This window comes from Sulfitobacter sp. SK011 (genome assembly GCF_003352065.1).
Lineage (GTDB): Bacteria > Pseudomonadota > Alphaproteobacteria > Rhodobacterales > Rhodobacteraceae > Sulfitobacter.
The window spans coordinates 216352-233123 of record NZ_CP025803.1 but is presented as its reverse complement, the minus strand read 5'-3'; the positions used below and the strand labels follow the sequence as shown (position 1 = coordinate 233123).

The following is a 16772-nucleotide window of genomic DNA, read 5'->3' as shown; positions in this document are numbered from 1 at the left end:
CCAACGTAGATTTGCAAAGCTGGTCTTGCACTTTGCTCGTGTGTAGCCAGTCTCAAGCTACCCCGTCTGGGTTGAAATTCCCTGCTAACAGGGAAATTTACAGGGTAAAACTGCTTGTTTCACCGGCATTCGACTTAGTGGCCCTGAGTTCGGAAAAGAAAACAATGGCTTGCAAGCGAATTCCCTTAGCTAATTAACAGGGAAATTTCTTTGACTGAACAGGGTAAGTAATTTTCAAAGCAGAGAATGGTTTGCCTTCGTATTGAAGAAATAGGGCACCTGTTGGCACCCTGTTTAGAGTTGGTTCAGAACTTGCCACTGACTTTGAGGCCTGCGGTGAAGCCACTGGGGTCTGCGGCATTGAAGGTGGCAAATCCGGATGTTTTTAAGCCGTTATCGGCTTCACCGTCAAAGCTCATGCTGAACTCACCCGAGCCATCGAAGTCTTTCCGGAATTCGGAGGTGATGGTTACGTCGTGCAGCCCCACTGTCCTTGTAGAGACTGGTTCGCATCCGTCTGACACCACCGCGATGGGCTATGCCGCACTTTTTTCGTGAACTTCATTCTCAAGGCCAACAGAGGACACAAAATCAAGCTTAGGAAAGCTTGCGATCGCTGCCGCCAATCTTGACGGAATACTGCTCACGATCTCGTTGTATGCTGCAATTTCAGTATTAATGTTCCGCACGTCTTCGTCGATCTTACGCTCAATCTCGGAAGCGCTGTTCTGTGCGGACATGAACCCTCCAATATTATGGAGTTGGGGAAATCTTGCGGCCAAGTTAGCTAGCAAAATTGAGGGCTTCTGGCTGCTCGCAAGATCGCCTGCGGCATTTCTAAGTTCCCGCGCAATACCTCCATGAATCTTGCCTTCTTCGGAAGCAACCGTGTTCGCCAAAGAAACCAGCGTTGATTGGAGATCGTATTTCCGATTGACCGAAGCCACAAAGCTAGCACGAAATGAGTCTATCTTTGACGTCAATGCTACAAGGATGTTGTGGATTAGTAGTACATACACCCCTCCACCAACACACACCCCGAGAATGGAGATAAAAAAATATTGCGCATACCCTGCAAAGGTGTTGTCCCCCCCATGTGCTATTAAACCCAGTACAATACCAATTGGCATAATTAGAAGCGCACCGAGTGCGCTTTTCGCCTTGTCTACTGATGAATGTTTCTGCTCTTCCGCCAATTACCTCGTCCCCTTATCAAAATAGAAAGGCTCTTTACGTCGAGAGCTTTCAGCATTCACTCTATCGTCTTTCAAAATCACTTGGCCAGCACGAACTGCCACGGTCTCTTGTTGTCGTTTGATAGGCTCTCATCCCATGCGGAGACAGAGATACTGCAGACGCAAACAGCAGGTTTTGATTGAGTCTGCTCTGGGCTGATTGTGTTGAAAAACTCTGAAATTTGAAATCCGCGATTTTTGCGCAGCTGCCCATTAAGCCCAAAAGTCAGAACAGATCGACCGTAAGAGGCATAGTGCGGGCACAGGAGCCGCAGCCGGCCAAATTGGCCGACCCCCTCGCCTCCAAAAGTTGGTCACTCTCTAAGGCGAAAAATTATTCGATTTTCGTCAATAACGGGGTTTTTCAACACAATCGGCTCAAACCTGCCGTTAGACGCAAATTGCATGAAGGTCGGCTTTGGGCCGAGAAGGTCGGTTAGAATGATGCGTGGCAAGCAGTTCATGCCGCAACGCGGAAGGCCGGTCAGAGCCCTTTTGCAACATTTGGCTCGGTCACAAAATTCGATACAGATGAGAATTTCGCGACTCTCCGGGCGCTGTGCTATGCTTGTGACGCAAGGTGCCGGATAAACTGGTGCCGAAAGAAAGGGAGGATTAAATGGCCAGCCAATATCACGGTGGATGCGACCACGTGCGTGTAAGCGCTTCCGCCGAACCGATCGACAACCATGAATGCCACTGCAATGTCTGCAAATCGGTGACCGGCCAGCAGCACACACATGTGGCTTTCTTCAACTGGGGTGATTTGACAGCCGATCGTCCCGAGAAGATGGCTAGGCAACCGTTCAACAAGGACAACCCAGACGGTCCGCTGGAGCTTTGCACCTGCTCTGAATGCGGGGCAGCTCTCATGCTGGACGATAAGGAGAAGCGCATCCGGGTCGCCGTGCCAAATGTAATGGGCTACGACGATGCGGCGTTTCCTGATGCAACCTATCACGCGTTCTGGGACGAGAGCAAAGGCTACCCTAAACCATCGGATGGTCGCCCGGTCTACGAGGCATTGCAACCCAGCTTTGCCTGGCCAGCCGGGACCTGATAGCCTGCCCAAGTGAGTGCCTGGCTCCGCTGAGCGGCCGTCCGACAATATCGGCCGGATGGCTCGCAGAGAGCCCAAAACGGACAGACTTTAAGTTGACCCTGAAAACCCTCTCGCAAGACAAATTGCGGCTTTCCTGCTATCCTGCCGGGAAAATCACGGAGGGAAGTGGAATGAGTGATCAGAGCGAACTGCCGCAACTGAACAACCAGCATATGACTTGCGGCGGGGGGTTCGAGACCTGGCTGCAATATGTCGATGGGTTCGAACTTCGCCACTTCTGCGCTTTCGAGCTTCTTAATGATGAGCGCGGCGTCGCTTGCTTAAGGGACTATCAACGCAAGCTTGTTGAGACGGCTGTTGCAAACAAGTTTGGTGTCATCAACGAGGGCCTTCACTACCGCGCCAGCCGGGACTGGGGCGAGCTTATCGGGTTTTCCAGCGAGGCTCTTGAGGAAATCAACATTCGCGGGATCGAGTTTTACAAGGATTTTGCTCGCGAATATGACAGCCCTGATACACCAATGCTCGTCGGCGGTGTCATCGGCCCCCGCGGTGACGCCTACAATGTTGGCCGGACGCCAGACGCGGCGGAAGCCGAAGATTACCATTCCGAACAGATACTGACCTTCAAAAAGGCTGGTGCCGATATTGTAAGCGCCTTGACGTTTTCGAGCACGGAAGAAGCGATCGGTATCGCTCGGGCCGCGAAGGCGGCGGACATTCCCGTCGTGATCTCTTTCTTCGTTGCGAAAGGTGGGAGACTTAACGGCGGAGAGACACTGGAAGAGGCGATCACAAAGGTTGATGTGGCGACTGAGAAAGCTCCTGCTTACTATATGATCAACTGCACTCATCCGACTGAGTTCGAGCCAGCACTCACCGATGGTGCCTGGACAGAGCGACTGGGTGGCTTCATGCCGAATGCCGTCGCTATGGAAACGCTCGACCTATGCAAGCTTGGGCATCTTGAGGACGGCGATCCCGAGGAACTCGGCGGTCAGATGGCCACTTTGGCCAGACGTTTTCCTCACGTCCACGTTTGGGGCGGGTGTTGCGGCACCGACGGACGCCATATTGACCAGATCACGCAACAGGTCCTAGACGTTCGAAACGGGATAGCCGCAGAATAACTTTGTCATCTCAAGCTGACGACGGATTTGTCCCGCGGACCTACGTTTTGGCCGCTAGAATGCTGCACGATCTACGAATGGCCGCTCTGGTGGAGGAGGGGGTTGATTTCAGGCTAGTCAACTACCTTAACATGAGATCAACTCCATCACCCACTGCGGCCTGGCAATAGTCCGGGAGATCGTGACCGCCCAAAACTTTGCTGGCACATCTAACTGAGAGGAAGATCATGAGTTTTTTTACACGCACCGGTAAGCCGCTGCCGCAGTCAATTCTGGGTTCTGCGGAGGCAGCGAAGAAGAATCCTTTGAACCGACGCGAGTTTCTGGCTCTCGCCAGCGCATTTGGTGCCACCGCCGCGACCGCCTACGGGATGCTGGGCATGGCAGCACCCGTCCAAGCCGCAGCCCACAAAGAAGGCGGCACCGTCCGCATGCAGATGGCAGTACGCGCCCTGAAAGACCCACGCACTTATGACTGGTCACAGATTGCAAACTTCAGCCGTGGCTGGCTGGAGTATCTGGCGATCTGGGAAAATGACGGTACATTCACGCCCGCCCTGCTGGAAAGTTGGGAACTCAATGACAACGCCACTGAATACACGCTGAATGTTCGCAAAGGCGTCAAGTGGAACAATGGCGACGACTTCACTGCTAATGACGTGGCTCGCAATATCACTGCATGGTGTGACAAGAACGTTGAAGGCAACTCAATGGCAGGCCGTTTTGCGACCCTGACCGATGAAGCGAGCGGCAAAGTTATCGATGGTGGGATCGTCGTGGTCGATGCCCACACCGTAAAGCTGATGCTGCAGCGTCCCGATATTACGTTAATCCCGGGAATGGCCGATTATCCTGCTGCTATCGTGCATTCGTCTTTTGATCCTGAGACAATGCTGGAAAACCCGATCGGCACTGGTCCTTATCTGCCTGAGTTGCTTGAGGTTGGCGTCAAGGGTGTGCTCGTTCGCAATTCCGACTTCAGGTGGTGGGGAACTGATGTTTACAGCGGTCCCTACATTGATCGGCTGGAATACATTGATTATGGCACAGACCCATCGGCGACTGTCGCAGCAGCCGACGCCGACGAGATCGACGCAACCTATGGCATCGATGGTGAATTCGTTGACATCTTCGGCACATTGGACGGTTGGAATGAAAACAGCATTGCAACCGCTGCAACCATCGTGATCCGGCCAAACCAGCTGGCCGAAGTTGATGGCAAGCGCCCCTACGAAGACCTGCGCGTGCGTCAGGCCATAAGCATGGCGGTGGACAACGCTGTGCTGCTTGAGCTTGGCTATGCTGGGCGCGGACTAGTTGCGGAAAACCACCATGTCGGTCCAATGCACCCGGAGTATGCCGAAATTGCCCCGCGCAAGAGTGATCCCGCTGCAGCTAAGGCACTGATGGAAGAAGCAGGCATGGGTGATTACGAGCATGAGCTGTTCTCCATCGACGACTCATACCGAAAGGACACCACTGATGCGGTGGCAGCCCAGTTGCGTGATGCAGGAATTAAGGTCAAGCGGACAGTCTTGCCTGGGTCGACTTTCTGGAACAACTGGACGAAATATCCGTTCTCCTCGACCAACTGGAATGCACGACCTTTGGGTGTGCAAATCTGGGCGCTAGCCTATCGTTCCGGCGCGGCGTGGAACGAATTTGGCTGGGCCAATCCAGACTTCGACGCGCTATTGGAAAGGGCGCTGGCAACACCTGATGTCGAAGCCCGTCGCAAGCTGATGATGGAAGGCGAAGCCATGATCCAGTCAGAGGGGGTTACGATCCAACCTTACTGGCGGTCGCTTTACAACCATACCAAAGAAGGATTGGTTGGCGCAGAGCACCATATCGGGTTCGAATACCACCCTGCACGGATGGCCTGGACCATGTAGTCTGACAAAATTCATGAAGAAAGGGCCGTGCATGTCGCCACCCTTTCTTGTCTGCTGCTTTTCAATGATGGTCTCGTCACAGCTTTCGGCGCGTGGGTCGGTGTGCCTTGAGATCGACAAGCGCCTCGGATTGTGCGCGGTGCTGACAGATGTCTCGGGGTATTGGGCCGATAGGCGTCACACTGACGGCGCACTTCGGGCCGGGGCCCAAAACAGAGCTGCTGGATCGCGGAAGGGGCGCGACGGGTCAGGCAATCTTACACAGGGGAATTGACGCCTTTTCCACGTCGAGAGCAAGATAGTCACACTTCTTCCGACCGTCTCTGTTTATAAAGGAAGAAGATATCGGAGCAGCGCGGATGCAGGACCGAACAACGGAAGACGAAAATGTCAGCCTGCGAGCTGAAGTCGATAGGTTGCGTGAGCGGGAAGCCGCAAGTCGGGAAATTCTTGCAGTTATCAGCCAGAACCGACACGACGAACAGCCGGTACTGGATGCTATAACTCAGAATTCCGTCAAATTGTGCGATGCAGCAGGCGCTGGATTATGGCTGTTGAATTCTGCAGGCGACGCCACGAGGCTGGCAAGCATTGCCCAAAACCAAGACCAAAAGGGCGAAGCTCTGGTCTCTGTTGGTTTAGAATTTCCGCGGGAAAACGTTTCGGCCATGGGTCAGTGTTATCGAGACTCGCGCACGATGAATATTGCCGACAATCGGGATGACCCATATTACTTGAATGGCGACCCCACAGCTAAAAAGTTGGTGGACAAGGTCGGAATGCGCAGTCGGTTGATTGTGCCGCTGCTGGAGAACGGAATTGCTTTTGGGTGTATCAGTCTGCACCGTAAAGAAGTGCGGGCGTTCTCCGACGAGGAAGTCACTTTGATCGAGTCTTTTGGCAGGCAAGCGGTGATCGCCATTGAGAACGTGCGACAGTTCAAAGCACTGGAAATCTTGAATGATGAACTCAGCGAGCGGGTCAGCGAACAGGTGGGCGAAATCGAACGTGTGGGACGGCTCAAGCAGTTCTTGCCAGCGGCCGTGGCAGAGACAGTGATAAGTCAGGGCGCGGACAAGATGTTGTCCAGCCATCGTGCGTTACTGGGCGTATTATTCTGCGACATCCGCGGCTTTACCGCCTTCTGCGAAACTGCCGAGCCCGAAGAAACCATCGAGGTGCTGCAAACCTACCACGAAGAAATGGGCAAGCTGATCAACGCCCATGGCGCAGGAGTCGATCACCGCATGGGCGACGGGATAATGGTACTTTTCAACGACCCTATCCCCTGCGACGACCCGGCAGGCGATGCCGTGCGCCTCGCCATCGCCATGCGCGCCCGCATGACCGAGCTTGGCAAGGACTGGAAGCGCATGGGCTTCCGACTGGGCTTTGGCGTTGGGGTAACATTGGGCTACGCCACCGTCGGCATCGTGGGCTACGAGGGCCGGTCTGACTATACCGCTTCCGGCACCGCCATCAACGTCGCCTCCCGCCTGTGCGAAATGGCTGAAGACGGTGAGATACTGCTCAGCACCCGCGCGGCTATCGCCGTCGAGGACGACTTCACCTCCGTCTCGACAGGAGAAGTCACGCTCAAGGGCATCCGCGAACCGGTGGAGGTCTTCAGATTGGCTGACGGCGCTACGGCATAGGAAGGAGACGTTGGTGATGACTACTGCAGCGGCTACTCCGGGCTCGAAGCCGCCTTGCGGCGGCGCAGTGGGTCGTGATTGAACCGCGCCCCGAAAGCACCGGCTGGGCGAAAATAACCGACCGGCCGCTTCGTCCACAATTTGGTCATAGGCCCTCAAGATTTCGCTGCGCCTTCAACGAATGGCCGCTTTTCTTTCTGCGACGCAGATAATGACACCGGACGTTTTCATGCTGCATCTGCTCGCTCGGCAATCGGGACATGTCTGCATCGGGCTCGGAGCGGTCATCTGACGATTTTTGTCGGATGACTGGTTCGCGATGGATAGCGGACCTTGTAAGGGCCGTTTCCATTCCCCCATCCCACATGTCACCAAGATTTATCGAAGCCGCCACAAGGTTGAGAACATGTTTGGACGGTTGAAGGATTGGCGCAGGGTCGCGACCCGCTATGATAGTTGCCCTGTCATCTTCATGTCTGCCATCGCCCTGGCGGCCAGCCGTGCGAGCTACGCCGAACCATGGGAGCGCACTGAAGAACATTGCGAAACACCTGAAACTGAACCAAAAGATCCAGCTGAAGAAACCGACCCAGAAGACCCAACTGCACCTTCGCCGGAGCTCTAAAAATGGCTAATTTGGAGCCATGTCTAGATCTGCGCCAACCATCAGAACAAACATTCGTCCAACTGCCCGCGAATTGCGCTGGTTTGCGCATATTGATCGGCATGGTCCGCAATCATCTGAATTCCTGATTGAGCTGACCCGTGACACCCACCGCTGCAAAGATACCGCCCTGCGCCGCCTACAGGCCCTCAGAGGGGCAGGGTACTTGTTCCTACCGCCGCAACAAAAGCAAATCGCCAAGGCTGACTTCCATCCGTTTGTCTATGATCTGACACCCATAGGTTCCGAGTATCTCAGCTATGAGCAACCACTGGAACGGCACTGCCGCCCAGCTGGTCACTGGTGGCATGGATTTTGGACCTCGTCTGTTTCCAGCGCGATTGAGATCAATGCGATGCAAACTGGGCTGGAATACATTCCAGCAGCGCGGATATTGAGCATCAAGGATAGCTCACTTGCCATCCCGCTCAGTACAGGTTCGGTGATTCCGGATCAGCTTTTTGCTATCAAGTATCTAGACGGTTATCGCGCGTATGCATTGGAGGTTGATCGAGGAACGGAGCCGATGCGCTCCAATGCTGCGCGGAAATCTTTGCAGCGGTCTTTGTTGCAGTATCGTGAGGTATTGGATCAGAAGCTGCATCAAAAGCACTATGGGCTGAAGTGTAATTTGATGGTGTCGTGGGTGTTTTTGAGCAAAGCTCGTGAGCGCCAGTTTGCCGAGCTTTTTGAAAATGTTGATAAGACCATGGTTTCAAAGATTTTCGAAAAGCAGTTCCCAGTAATCGACGCTTTAATCTCTACTATCACCGACAGCGATGTTCTTTGAAAAAGTGCTGAAAGTTTGATCTTCACTGTCGCATACAGGCAACTAACACAATTTTTCTTGAGGCGACACTACCTCCGGTAGTGTCGGATTGGAAACACTTCGTAATATCAGTTACTCAATGCTGCTTGGCACGTCGGTTCCCAGTCGCTTTGCGTCTTCGCCCCAGAAATATATCGGTAGTATAAATGGATAGCTCATTAAGTTTAAGTGTTTGTATCCCAGCATATTCTATGGATGGGATGGGTGCGAAATATTTACGAGTATCACTGGACATCCTTGCGAAACAAAACTTTCCTAATTTCGAAGTGGTTGTCGCCGATCAATCGGACGACAGGAACATTGCTGATCTCTGTTCGAGCTATGCCGATATGACTGTCCGCCATTTAGATACACGGCACCTGAAAAGACAAGGTTCCGCAAATACAAACGCTGCGATCAATGCCGCACAGAACGAGATTGTGAAAATCCTGTTTCAAGATGATTTCCTGAACGGTGATGATGCGCTCACAAAAATTGCTCATGCCTTTGGCGACCCTGAAGTTAAGTGGATCGTAACCGGATCTGAGCACACCCGCGACGGCCATACTCTGATCCGCCCCTTCGTCCCAAAGTTTCACGACCGTATCCAGTTCGGAAAGAACACAATCAGCAGCCCTTCTGTGCTGGCCTTGCACCGCGAGAATGCGCCTAGATTTGATGAAGATCTGATTTGGCTGATGGACGTCGATTATTACAAGCAGTGTTCGCTCCGCTTTGGACTGCCAAAAGTACTATGCGAGCCACTGGTCGTTAACAGGCAGCACTCCGGTCAAGTTAGCGAGAGCGTCCGCCGCGCGCGCGTACGTCAGGAACTGCGCCATGTTCGTCAGAAATACGCCACACATATGAGTTGGGGAGATTGGATGCACTATGTCGGTCGGCTGCGAAGAAGTTTTTTGTAATGTTAAAAACCCTCTGCTCTGCTCAGTTTGAGAATCGCCCGCCAGAAATAATATAGCCAGTAGCGACGATGTCGACTTATCTGACGCATAGAACATGAGCTCGTCTTTGTATCAAGTTGCCCTTTCTTGTTTCTTTCATAGCAAACATCGCTAGGAAGAGAACAGATCTAAGGCCGCATTCATCATACGGAACGCGGCAGCCCAGTATTGTTCGCATGAATATCAGAAGATCCTGCGCCAGCACGCGTTTAAAGCGTCGCTGAGTGGAAAAGGAAATTGCTATGATAATGCGGCGGTTAAGACGTTCTTTAAGACAATCAAGGCAGAACTGATCTGGCGGCGATCATGGAAAACGCGAAAACAAGCTGAGATGTCGATCTTTGAATATGTCAACGAGCTCTACAATCCACGGCGACGCCATTCAGCACTCGGCTGGAAAAGCCCGGTCGCCTTCGAACGGAAAGGGCTTTGTCAGCCCCTTCCTTCACCAGCCTCACAGACGAGGAATATGCTCGAGCACAGATCGGGGTATTGCTGGCCCAGCATGAAGCACCCATCGAGGTACTCATCCGAGATGATGTCGGTGTTCAGCAGCTGATCCCATTGAAAATTCGCCAATGCCTTGAAGAAAATACCGGAGCGGTGCACGATCTTGAGGCCTGCCGCCGCCGCATCGCGCTCCAATGTATCTAGGCTATAGGTAATTCGGTGGCCATGGGCCTCTTCGGCGGGGGTGATGGCCGCATTATGCGTGATCAGGCCCATCTTTACGGCAATTTGACGCGACGGCGCATTGGCGTTTGGACAGATCAGAAAGAATCGCCCCCCTGGTGCCAGCCATTCAGTATTGATGCGCTGCATGACATGGACAGGGTCGTCAAGATGCTCGAGGACATGGGTCAGTACGATATTGTCGTAGCGTCTTGGCAAGTCGATCGTTTCAAAAAGTCCCTGATGAAGTTCAACCGTGTCAGGCAGTGTAGCACGTGATTTTGTCACAGCCTCGCGTGAGGCTTCAACGCAGGTGACGTCATCGAAACGCGAGACCAGGCGGCGGGTAAAATCACCCATATAGCTGCCCAATTCCAACACGGACCCCGGCCTGAAAAACGGCTCACAGGAGCGCACCATGTATTTATGCATTACATCCAGATCAAAGTTATATGCGTAGCGATGATCTGCCGTGTCCTTGAGTTCTGCGTCATAGTCACGTTCTACGGCCATTTTCTTCTCCTTGGTAGTTAGGGCACGGCGATGTGCGGATGTTTCATTAAACTGTGCTTAACAACTCTTGGTGGTTTGAAAAACCCTCAAAAACGACCTGAAATGGCACAATCGACTGAACTCTTGCAGACGCATGAACAACGCGTTTAGTATTTCCGTTCATGTCGTGTCTGAGGTAGGAGACGTGGGTGCGTGCCTCTTCGGCACTCACGTTCAATTGAGAGTGGCGTATGGGAAAAACATTCAAAGTATGTGTGTGTTGTTCAGGTGGTGGTGGTAATTTCCAGGCACTTATCGACAGCCAGAAGAGTGTCGGTTTCACGATCACCAAGTTGATTGTGGATCGCGATTGCAAAGCTCTTGAACGCGCCCGAGATAATGACATTCCCCGGATCGTTCTTGAAAAGTCGCGCTTGCAGCGTAGCTTCTTTGAAGCCTTTGATCGCGAAGTTCCCGAAGATACGGATTTGATTGTGCTTGCGGGCTTCATGCCTGTAATCCCTCAGGACATTTGCGCCAAATATCACATGAAGATGATTAATACCCATCCATCGCTACTTCCAGCATACGGGGGCAAAGGCATGTATGGGGTGCGTGTTCAGGAAGCGGTGCTTACAAATCACGAAGAATTTGCTGGATGTTCGGTACATTTTGTATCGCCTGTCGTGGATGGTGGGGAATTAATCTTGCAGCATAAAATAAGAACCAGAAAGAACGAGACGGCTTGGGATTTGGGGGGGCGCGTCTTTCTGGCCGAGAACGCGCTTTTGCCACAAGCAATTGGAAAAATAATGCGCGAACGAGGATATCTTGATGTTTGAATGGGAAAAGCTGGGCCTGGTCATTGATGTGGAATCCCTGAAGGATCGCCCTGAATGGTTCTGGGAGTACGCCCAGGCTCCCAATGTGATCGTTCATGATGACTTCGTCCGAGTTTATTTCTGCTGCCGTCCCAAACCTGATGCCGAAGGACAGTTTGTCAGTTACGGCAATTACGCTGATTTGAATCGCAAAGACCTTTTTGAAATCGTTGAATTGGCCGAAAAACCGATCATGCTTCTCGGAGATCTGGGGACGTTCGATGAGTTCGGTACATATCCGATTTCAACAATCAGGGATGAGGATAGCACGGTTTATGCCTATTATGGGGGATGGTCGCGATGTGAATCCGTGCCCTTCAATGTTTCGATCGGTCGTTCCCGAAGTAATGATGGCGGCAAGACGTTCGAAAAAGAGGGCAAAGGGCCCGTTTTGGGTCACTCTCTGAACGATCCCTTCGTGGTCACCTCGCCCAAGATCCGGAAATATGATAATATTTGGTACCTTATATACACGGCTGGCGTGAAGTGGTTCATCTCGGAGGACCGCCCGGAGATCATCTATAAACTGCGGCTCGCCCGCTCGCAGGATGGGCTGAACTGGGACCGACTTGATCAAAACATCATTCCTGACAAACTGGGAGAGGATGAGGCCCAAGCCTGTGGTGATGTCTTGCTGAGAAACGGTGTATATCACATGTTCTTCTGCTATCGCGAAGCCACGGACTTCAGGTTTGCAAAAGATAGAACATACCGCATTGGCTACGCAAGATCAGAGGATATGGTTCACTGGGAGCGAGACGATTCAAAGGTAGGGATTGATGTGTCGACCACGGGTTGGGATGCCGATATGGTCGCGTACCCGACCGTTTTCGAGTTGGATGAGCAAATTTATATGCTCTATCTCGGAAATCAGGTGGGGCGCCATGGTATCGGGCTTGCCCGCCTGAAGGGGGATTTGACCTGATGCAATGGCGCAAGCTGGGACATCTCTTCAACCCGGATGAGTGGGATTTGGGTGATGAAATCATCGGGTTCGCCCAAGGTCCTCAGGCACTGGTTTTTGATGATTTTATCCGTGTATTCTTTTCTACGAGAAAGAGATCTCAAAATGGTAAATTCATCAGCACGATCAGATATGCCGATTTTGACGAGTCCTTCAGCCGGGTGCTGAGGGTGAAAAAAACGGACATTATTTCGGACGGGGCTCTGGGTGCTTTCGATGAGCATGGAATATTTCCGATGAATATCCTTCGTGTTGATGACCTAGTGTACGGTTACACCAGCGGGTGGAGCAGGAAAATCAGCGTCGACATCGACATGGCCATTGGCCTTGCCATCAGCAAGGATGATGGCGACAGCTTTGAGAGAACGGGCTCTGGTCCAGTTCTGGCAGCCGGGCTCCACGAACCCTTTCTGGTGGGCGATGCCTTCGTTCAGCGCTTCGCAAGCACTTATCACATGTGGTATATTTTCGGTACCAAATGGGAAAAATTCACTCCCGAGGATCCTCCGGACCGCGTCTATAAGATCGCGCATGCCACATCACGTGACGGCATCAACTGGCAGCGGGATGGCCGTCAGATCATCACGGATCGGCTCAACCCGGACGAATGTCAGGCTCTGCCAACAGTCATTGAGGTGAATGGCCGGTATCTCATGCTGTTCTGTTACCGGGAGGCTCACGGGTTTCGCACGGACAGTACGCGGGGGTACCGTATCGGCGCTGCCTGGTCTGATGATCTGGAGACTTGGGAGCGCGATGATATGGCCGCAATTGAGTCCTCAGCGCCCGGTGCCTGGGACAGTGAGATGCTGTGCTATCCTCATATGTTTCGCCTCATGGATACGGTATATTTGCTGTATAACGGCAATGCCTTTGGGCGCGAGGGGTTCGGCATCGCCGTGCTCGATCCCTGATCGGGCGGCTCAGTCCACCAGCTCGTATTCTGCAAGCATCCTGCATGCGGTAACGTCGCGCGCATCGTCAACTGGGACTGTTGCGTTTATCAGAGGCAGGATGGGCGTAGTCGTAGAATTCTATTGTTGAAATTAATTTCTCAAACCGTCTAGTATTTCGAGCATTTTCTAGCTAATTAATCTCCGATACGTTGGCCAAGGGGTAAGCTAATCGAAGCGTCAAACTAAAACGCTTTTGAGCGGATATTTTGCGCCGGAGATCAGATGAAATTCTTAATAAGATCGTTTTGCAAAGATTGAATGGTCAGTTTTTTGCATATTCCAGCGTTGGCGAAGGAAGTTTCCAACCCTTGACTTCACAACGCAACCACGACACTAGTTGCGGGCTTGTTCACTTACAAAGCCCGGCCCACATGCTGGCAACGGCACAACCAAAAATAGAACGAAATATATGGCTTTTCTCTTTAAACGCCGGAAACCCAAGAGTTTGATATCTGGGGCGTCGCCGACTGTACATTTGTTTAGCACACTCAAATCCTTGGGTTTTTCACCTGTTCACATTGTTGATGTGGGTGGTAATCACGGCAATTGGACACGTGCGGCAATGGTCGCATTTCCATCCGCCAAGTTTAGTATGTTTGAGCCACAGAAAAAACTTGCAGAAAAACACACCGATCTTGCTCAAAATGAGCATGTTGAGATCTACTACGATGGGGTCGGGGATTTCGACGGTACGGCACCTTTCACATTCCACGAACGCGACGACAGTTCCAGCTTTATCTACTCCGCACCTGAAGCGAAAGCACAGGGTTTAACGCAAGGTGAGGTCAAGATATGTAAGCTCGATACTGCTATGGCCGCCTCCGAATTCGGGATGCCTGATGTCGTAAAAATTGATGCAGAGGGTCTGGATCTGAAGGTCGTTGACGGCGCGCCTGAAACACTCTCCCATGCTCAAGTCGTTCTGATAGAGGCAACGGTTGCGTGCACAGAATATCCCAATACCGCGATCTCAGTCTTTCAGAAGATGGACGAACTGGGCTTCCGGCTTTTTGACGTTACTGACTTGAACAGAACGCCTGGAAGAGGTGTCCTCTGGCTGATCGAAGCGGTATTCGTTCGAAAAGGCTCACGGCTAGACGTGGCCTCATCTCTTCTTGATTGATCTTTCAGAAAAAGGGCCGCTGATGACACTCGCCCTGCGCGACAAAGAGTTTACAGATAGTGAAGCAGTAACCCTTTCCATTTGTTCGATTACATTCAATCATTCATTGTTCATTGAGGAATGCCTCGAAGGCTTCTTAGATCAGATATGTGATTTTCGCGTTGAAATTGTAATCCATGACGACGCATCGACAGATGACACAGCAAGCATTTTGCGAAAATATGCAAAACTTTATCCAACTATTTTTCGCCTAATTCTACAAACAGAAAACCAATTTTCGAAAGGCGTGAATCCTTATTACGCATATGTTATGCCAGCTGCTCGCGGTGACTACATCGCATTTTGTGACGGTGACGATTTCTGGAGTGACCCAGAGAAACTTGCACGTCAGGTGGCCATCCTTGAAGCAGAGCCAGACATCGCATTGACGTATGGCCGCGTTCGGGCAATTACTGAAACTGGGGTGATTTCGCAATACAGAGCGGGTGCTGAACATGACTTAACACCATCCGATCTAAAAAATGCCCCTTCGATCAACACGCTTACAGCTTGCTTCAGAAACGTTTTTCGTGACGGCTCGCCGTCTCTATTTGTGAGCACCTCTACCATCGGAGATCTAACGGTTTGGGGAATACTGGGATATCATGGTGGGGGTCGTTTTCTGCCGGATATGCCACCAGCAAATTATCGAATTCACGCAAACGGTCTACTTTCAATGCAGAGCCGCGAGCGCAAATTGCTTTTGACAGCGATTACACATTTTCACATGGCAGCGTTCCACGATGAGAACTCTGATAGAGCAGCATTTCGAGCGTCGATCAAATCAATGCTTCGATTCTACAATGAACTCGGTGTTCTGCCGCTCGCGGAGGCAAAATTGACTGATATGCCTTTCAAGACCGTGATGAAAAACTGGAGGCGCGCGATCAAGCGCTATCTGAAAAACCGATGAAAAGTAATATCTGCAACAGAATTTAGCGCAGATTGGATCGAACATGTGCATCGCTTAATCAAGCCAATGGCTGACCAATACAAAATTGACTTAGTAGGCACGTACAAAGTCCATGTACACTATCCAGAGAGCAATCTACATTATGGAGCCAGTACTTGGTAATATGAGGCCGGTACTTGGTAAACTTTGGAAAGTAGGATTTTGACATGAGCGATGATATTTTCGTCACCAAGCCGTTTCTGCCACCGCTCGAGGATTTTACCCCATACCTAAAGCAGATCTGGGATAGCGGAGTCCTTTCAAATTGCGGACCCTTTCACGTAGAGCTTGAGCGGCAACTGGCAGATTATCTGGAGGTCCCTTTTTTGTCCTTGTTCAACAACGGGACGATTGCCCTTGTGACTGCACTGCAAGCCCTTGAATTGGAGGGTGAGGTGATCACAACGCCGTTCTCTTTTGTTGCTACTTCCCACGCTGTTCTTTGGAACCGTCAAACGCCTGTCTTCGCAGATATAGCACCTGACAGCCTGAATTTGGACCCTGAAAGGGTTGAAGCGGCGATTACTAAGCGTACAACGGCAATTCTACCCGTCCACTGCTATGGAAACCCGGCCGACGTCGCTGCTTTTGGGGACATTGCGAAACGCCACAATCTCAAACTCATTTATGACGCCTCTCATTCTTTTGGCGTGCGGGATACGCAGGGCAGCATACTAAGGCATGGTGATCTGTCCACTCTCAGCCTGCACGCAACTAAGGTGTTCAATACGTTTGAAGGTGGAGCCATTATCAGCCAAAGCGCAAAAATGAAAGATCATATTGATAAGCTCAAAAACTTCGGACATGAGGGCGAAACTAGTGTTGTGGCCACAGGCATCAACGGCAAAATGAGCGAGATCAACTGTGCCTTTGGTCTATTACAGCTCAAGCATATTGATGATGCCATTCGAAGGCGTGGTGAGATCAGTCTAGCATATCGAACTGCAATCGATATGATTGATGGCCTTGACTACCTTGATCCGGCGTTAGGCGGAGCCCGAAAAAACTATGCCTACTTTCCGATACTGGTTCGTCCTGAATTTGCTGTCTCGCGGGATGATTTGTACCATAAGATGAAAGCCAAAGGAGTGCACCCCAGACGTTACTTTTATCCACTGATCACTGAGTTCGATATGTACAAGAATCTTCCGTCCGCAAATTCTACCCTGCTGCCCGTCGCAAAAAAACTGGCAGATCAGGTCCTATGCCTCCCCATCTATCCCGACCTTGATGAGGGTGGAGTTACGCGAGTCATTGACTTGCTGCGTCCAAAATAGGCTG

Annotated in this window: 15 protein-coding genes and 2 pseudogenes; 14 read left to right on the top strand and 3 right to left on the bottom strand. The window is 51.6% G+C overall.

The window, feature by feature from the left end; all coding sequences use genetic code 11:
• Positions 1-305 precede the first annotated feature (305 nt).
• Together C1J02_RS01055 and C1J02_RS01050 are read right to left on the bottom strand one after the other, a co-directional pair.
• Positions 306-488 (bottom strand): hypothetical protein, encoded by a 183-nt coding sequence (locus C1J02_RS01055; protein WP_114876755.1) that lies wholly within the window; start codon positions 486-488, stop codon positions 306-308.
• Positions 489-536: 48 nt separating this feature from the next.
• On the bottom strand, positions 537-1196 hold the full coding sequence (locus C1J02_RS01050; RefSeq protein ID WP_114876754.1) for a LemA family protein: 660 nt from the start codon (positions 1194-1196) through the stop codon (positions 537-539).
• Positions 1197-1854: 658 nt separating this feature from the next.
• On the opposite strand from C1J02_RS01050, the gene C1J02_RS01045 reads away from it, so the two are divergent.
• From C1J02_RS01045 to C1J02_RS01010, 8 genes and pseudogenes are all read left to right on the top strand, one after another.
• Positions 1855-2295, top strand: a complete 441-nt coding sequence (locus tag C1J02_RS01045; RefSeq protein WP_114876753.1) for a GFA family protein — start codon at positions 1855-1857, stop codon at positions 2293-2295.
• 173 nt (positions 2296-2468) lie between these two features.
• Positions 2469-3428 carry a homocysteine S-methyltransferase family protein gene (locus C1J02_RS01040; protein WP_114876752.1) on the top strand — a complete coding sequence of 320 codons (960 nt, stop codon included), beginning with the start codon at positions 2469-2471 and terminating at the stop codon, positions 3426-3428.
• 227 nt (positions 3429-3655) lie between these two features.
• Positions 3656-5323 (top strand): ABC transporter substrate-binding protein, encoded by a 1668-nt coding sequence (locus tag C1J02_RS01035; protein WP_114876751.1) that lies wholly within the window; start codon positions 3656-3658, stop codon positions 5321-5323.
• A 359-nt stretch (positions 5324-5682) separates the two neighbouring features.
• Complete coding sequence (locus C1J02_RS01030) at positions 5683-6978, top strand: adenylate/guanylate cyclase domain-containing protein (RefSeq protein WP_114876750.1); 1296 nt, start codon at positions 5683-5685, stop codon at positions 6976-6978.
• Between the two features lie 373 nt (positions 6979-7351).
• Positions 7352-7477 (top strand): annotated as a pseudogene (locus C1J02_RS01025) (IS5/IS1182 family transposase); the annotation flags it as partial.
• A gap of 145 nt (positions 7478-7622) precedes the next feature.
• Complete coding sequence (locus C1J02_RS01020) at positions 7623-8432, top strand: replication-relaxation family protein (protein WP_114876749.1); 810 nt, start codon at positions 7623-7625, stop codon at positions 8430-8432.
• 185 nt (positions 8433-8617) lie between these two features.
• Entirely contained in the window at positions 8618-9373 is a 756-nt protein-coding gene (locus C1J02_RS01015) for a glycosyltransferase family 2 protein (protein ID WP_114876748.1), read from the top strand.
• A 177-nt stretch (positions 9374-9550) separates the two neighbouring features.
• Positions 9551-9836 (top strand): annotated as a pseudogene (locus tag C1J02_RS01010) (IS3 family transposase); the annotation flags it as partial.
• 8 nt (positions 9837-9844) lie between these two features.
• Here the strand turns inward: C1J02_RS01010 and C1J02_RS01005 are convergent.
• On the bottom strand, positions 9845-10597 hold the full coding sequence (locus C1J02_RS01005) for a bifunctional 2-polyprenyl-6-hydroxyphenol methylase/3-demethylubiquinol 3-O-methyltransferase UbiG (protein WP_114876747.1): 753 nt from the start codon (positions 10595-10597) through the stop codon (positions 9845-9847).
• Positions 10598-10827: 230 nt separating this feature from the next.
• Between C1J02_RS01005 and C1J02_RS01000 the strand changes: the two genes are divergently transcribed.
• The 6 genes from C1J02_RS01000 to C1J02_RS00975 all read left to right on the top strand — a co-directional run bounded on the left by C1J02_RS01000 (position 10828) and on the right by C1J02_RS00975 (position 16768).
• Positions 10828-11418: a formyltransferase family protein gene (locus C1J02_RS01000; protein ID WP_114876746.1), complete on the top strand. Its 591-nt coding sequence runs from the start codon at positions 10828-10830 to the stop codon at positions 11416-11418.
• On the top strand, positions 11411-12382 hold the full coding sequence (locus C1J02_RS00995) for a glycosylase (RefSeq protein ID WP_114876745.1): 972 nt from the start codon (positions 11411-11413) through the stop codon (positions 12380-12382). The genes C1J02_RS01000 and C1J02_RS00995 overlap by 8 nt, the downstream gene beginning before the upstream one ends.
• Complete coding sequence (locus C1J02_RS00990) at positions 12382-13335, top strand: hypothetical protein (protein WP_114876744.1); 954 nt, start codon at positions 12382-12384, stop codon at positions 13333-13335. Before C1J02_RS00995 ends, C1J02_RS00990 begins: the two co-directional genes overlap by 1 nt.
• A 451-nt stretch (positions 13336-13786) precedes the next feature.
• Positions 13787-14500, top strand: a complete 714-nt coding sequence (locus tag C1J02_RS00985; protein ID WP_114876743.1) for an FkbM family methyltransferase — start codon at positions 13787-13789, stop codon at positions 14498-14500.
• A gap of 22 nt (positions 14501-14522) precedes the next feature.
• Positions 14523-15452, top strand: a complete 930-nt coding sequence (locus C1J02_RS00980) for a glycosyltransferase (protein ID WP_162798198.1) — start codon at positions 14523-14525, stop codon at positions 15450-15452.
• Between the two features lie 206 nt (positions 15453-15658).
• Positions 15659-16768 carry a DegT/DnrJ/EryC1/StrS aminotransferase family protein gene (locus C1J02_RS00975; RefSeq protein ID WP_114876741.1) on the top strand — a complete coding sequence of 370 codons (1110 nt, stop codon included), beginning with the start codon at positions 15659-15661 and terminating at the stop codon, positions 16766-16768.
• Positions 16769-16772 lie beyond the last annotated feature (4 nt).

What these genes read in the sequence shown, in the direction of transcription:
- C1J02_RS01035 (WP_114876751.1), top strand. Translation starts at nt 3,656, where the DNA reads ATGAGTTTTTTTACACGCACCGGTAAGCCGCTGCCGCAGTCAATTCTG.
- C1J02_RS01030 (WP_114876750.1), top strand. Translation starts at nt 5,683, where the DNA reads ATGCAGGACCGAACAACGGAAGACGAAAATGTCAGCCTGCGAGCTGAA.
- C1J02_RS01000 (WP_114876746.1), top strand. Translation starts at nt 10,828, where the DNA reads ATGGGAAAAACATTCAAAGTATGTGTGTGTTGTTCAGGTGGTGGTGGT.
- C1J02_RS00995 (WP_114876745.1), top strand. Translation starts at nt 11,411, where the DNA reads ATGTTTGAATGGGAAAAGCTGGGCCTGGTCATTGATGTGGAATCCCTG.
- C1J02_RS01045 (WP_114876753.1), top strand. Translation starts at nt 1,855, where the DNA reads ATGGCCAGCCAATATCACGGTGGATGCGACCACGTGCGTGTAAGCGCT.
- C1J02_RS01020 (WP_114876749.1), top strand. Translation starts at nt 7,623, where the DNA reads ATGTCTAGATCTGCGCCAACCATCAGAACAAACATTCGTCCAACTGCC.
- C1J02_RS01005 (WP_114876747.1), bottom strand. Translation starts at nt 10,597, where the DNA reads ATGGCCGTAGAACGTGACTATGACGCAGAACTCAAGGACACGGCAGAT.
- C1J02_RS00985 (WP_114876743.1), top strand. Translation starts at nt 13,787, where the DNA reads ATGGCTTTTCTCTTTAAACGCCGGAAACCCAAGAGTTTGATATCTGGG.
- C1J02_RS01015 (WP_114876748.1), top strand. Translation starts at nt 8,618, where the DNA reads ATGGATAGCTCATTAAGTTTAAGTGTTTGTATCCCAGCATATTCTATG.
- C1J02_RS00990 (WP_114876744.1), top strand. Translation starts at nt 12,382, where the DNA reads ATGCAATGGCGCAAGCTGGGACATCTCTTCAACCCGGATGAGTGGGAT.
- C1J02_RS00975 (WP_114876741.1), top strand. Translation starts at nt 15,659, where the DNA reads ATGAGCGATGATATTTTCGTCACCAAGCCGTTTCTGCCACCGCTCGAG.
- C1J02_RS01040 (WP_114876752.1), top strand. Translation starts at nt 2,469, where the DNA reads ATGAGTGATCAGAGCGAACTGCCGCAACTGAACAACCAGCATATGACT.
- C1J02_RS00980 (WP_162798198.1), top strand. Translation starts at nt 14,523, where the DNA reads ATGACACTCGCCCTGCGCGACAAAGAGTTTACAGATAGTGAAGCAGTA.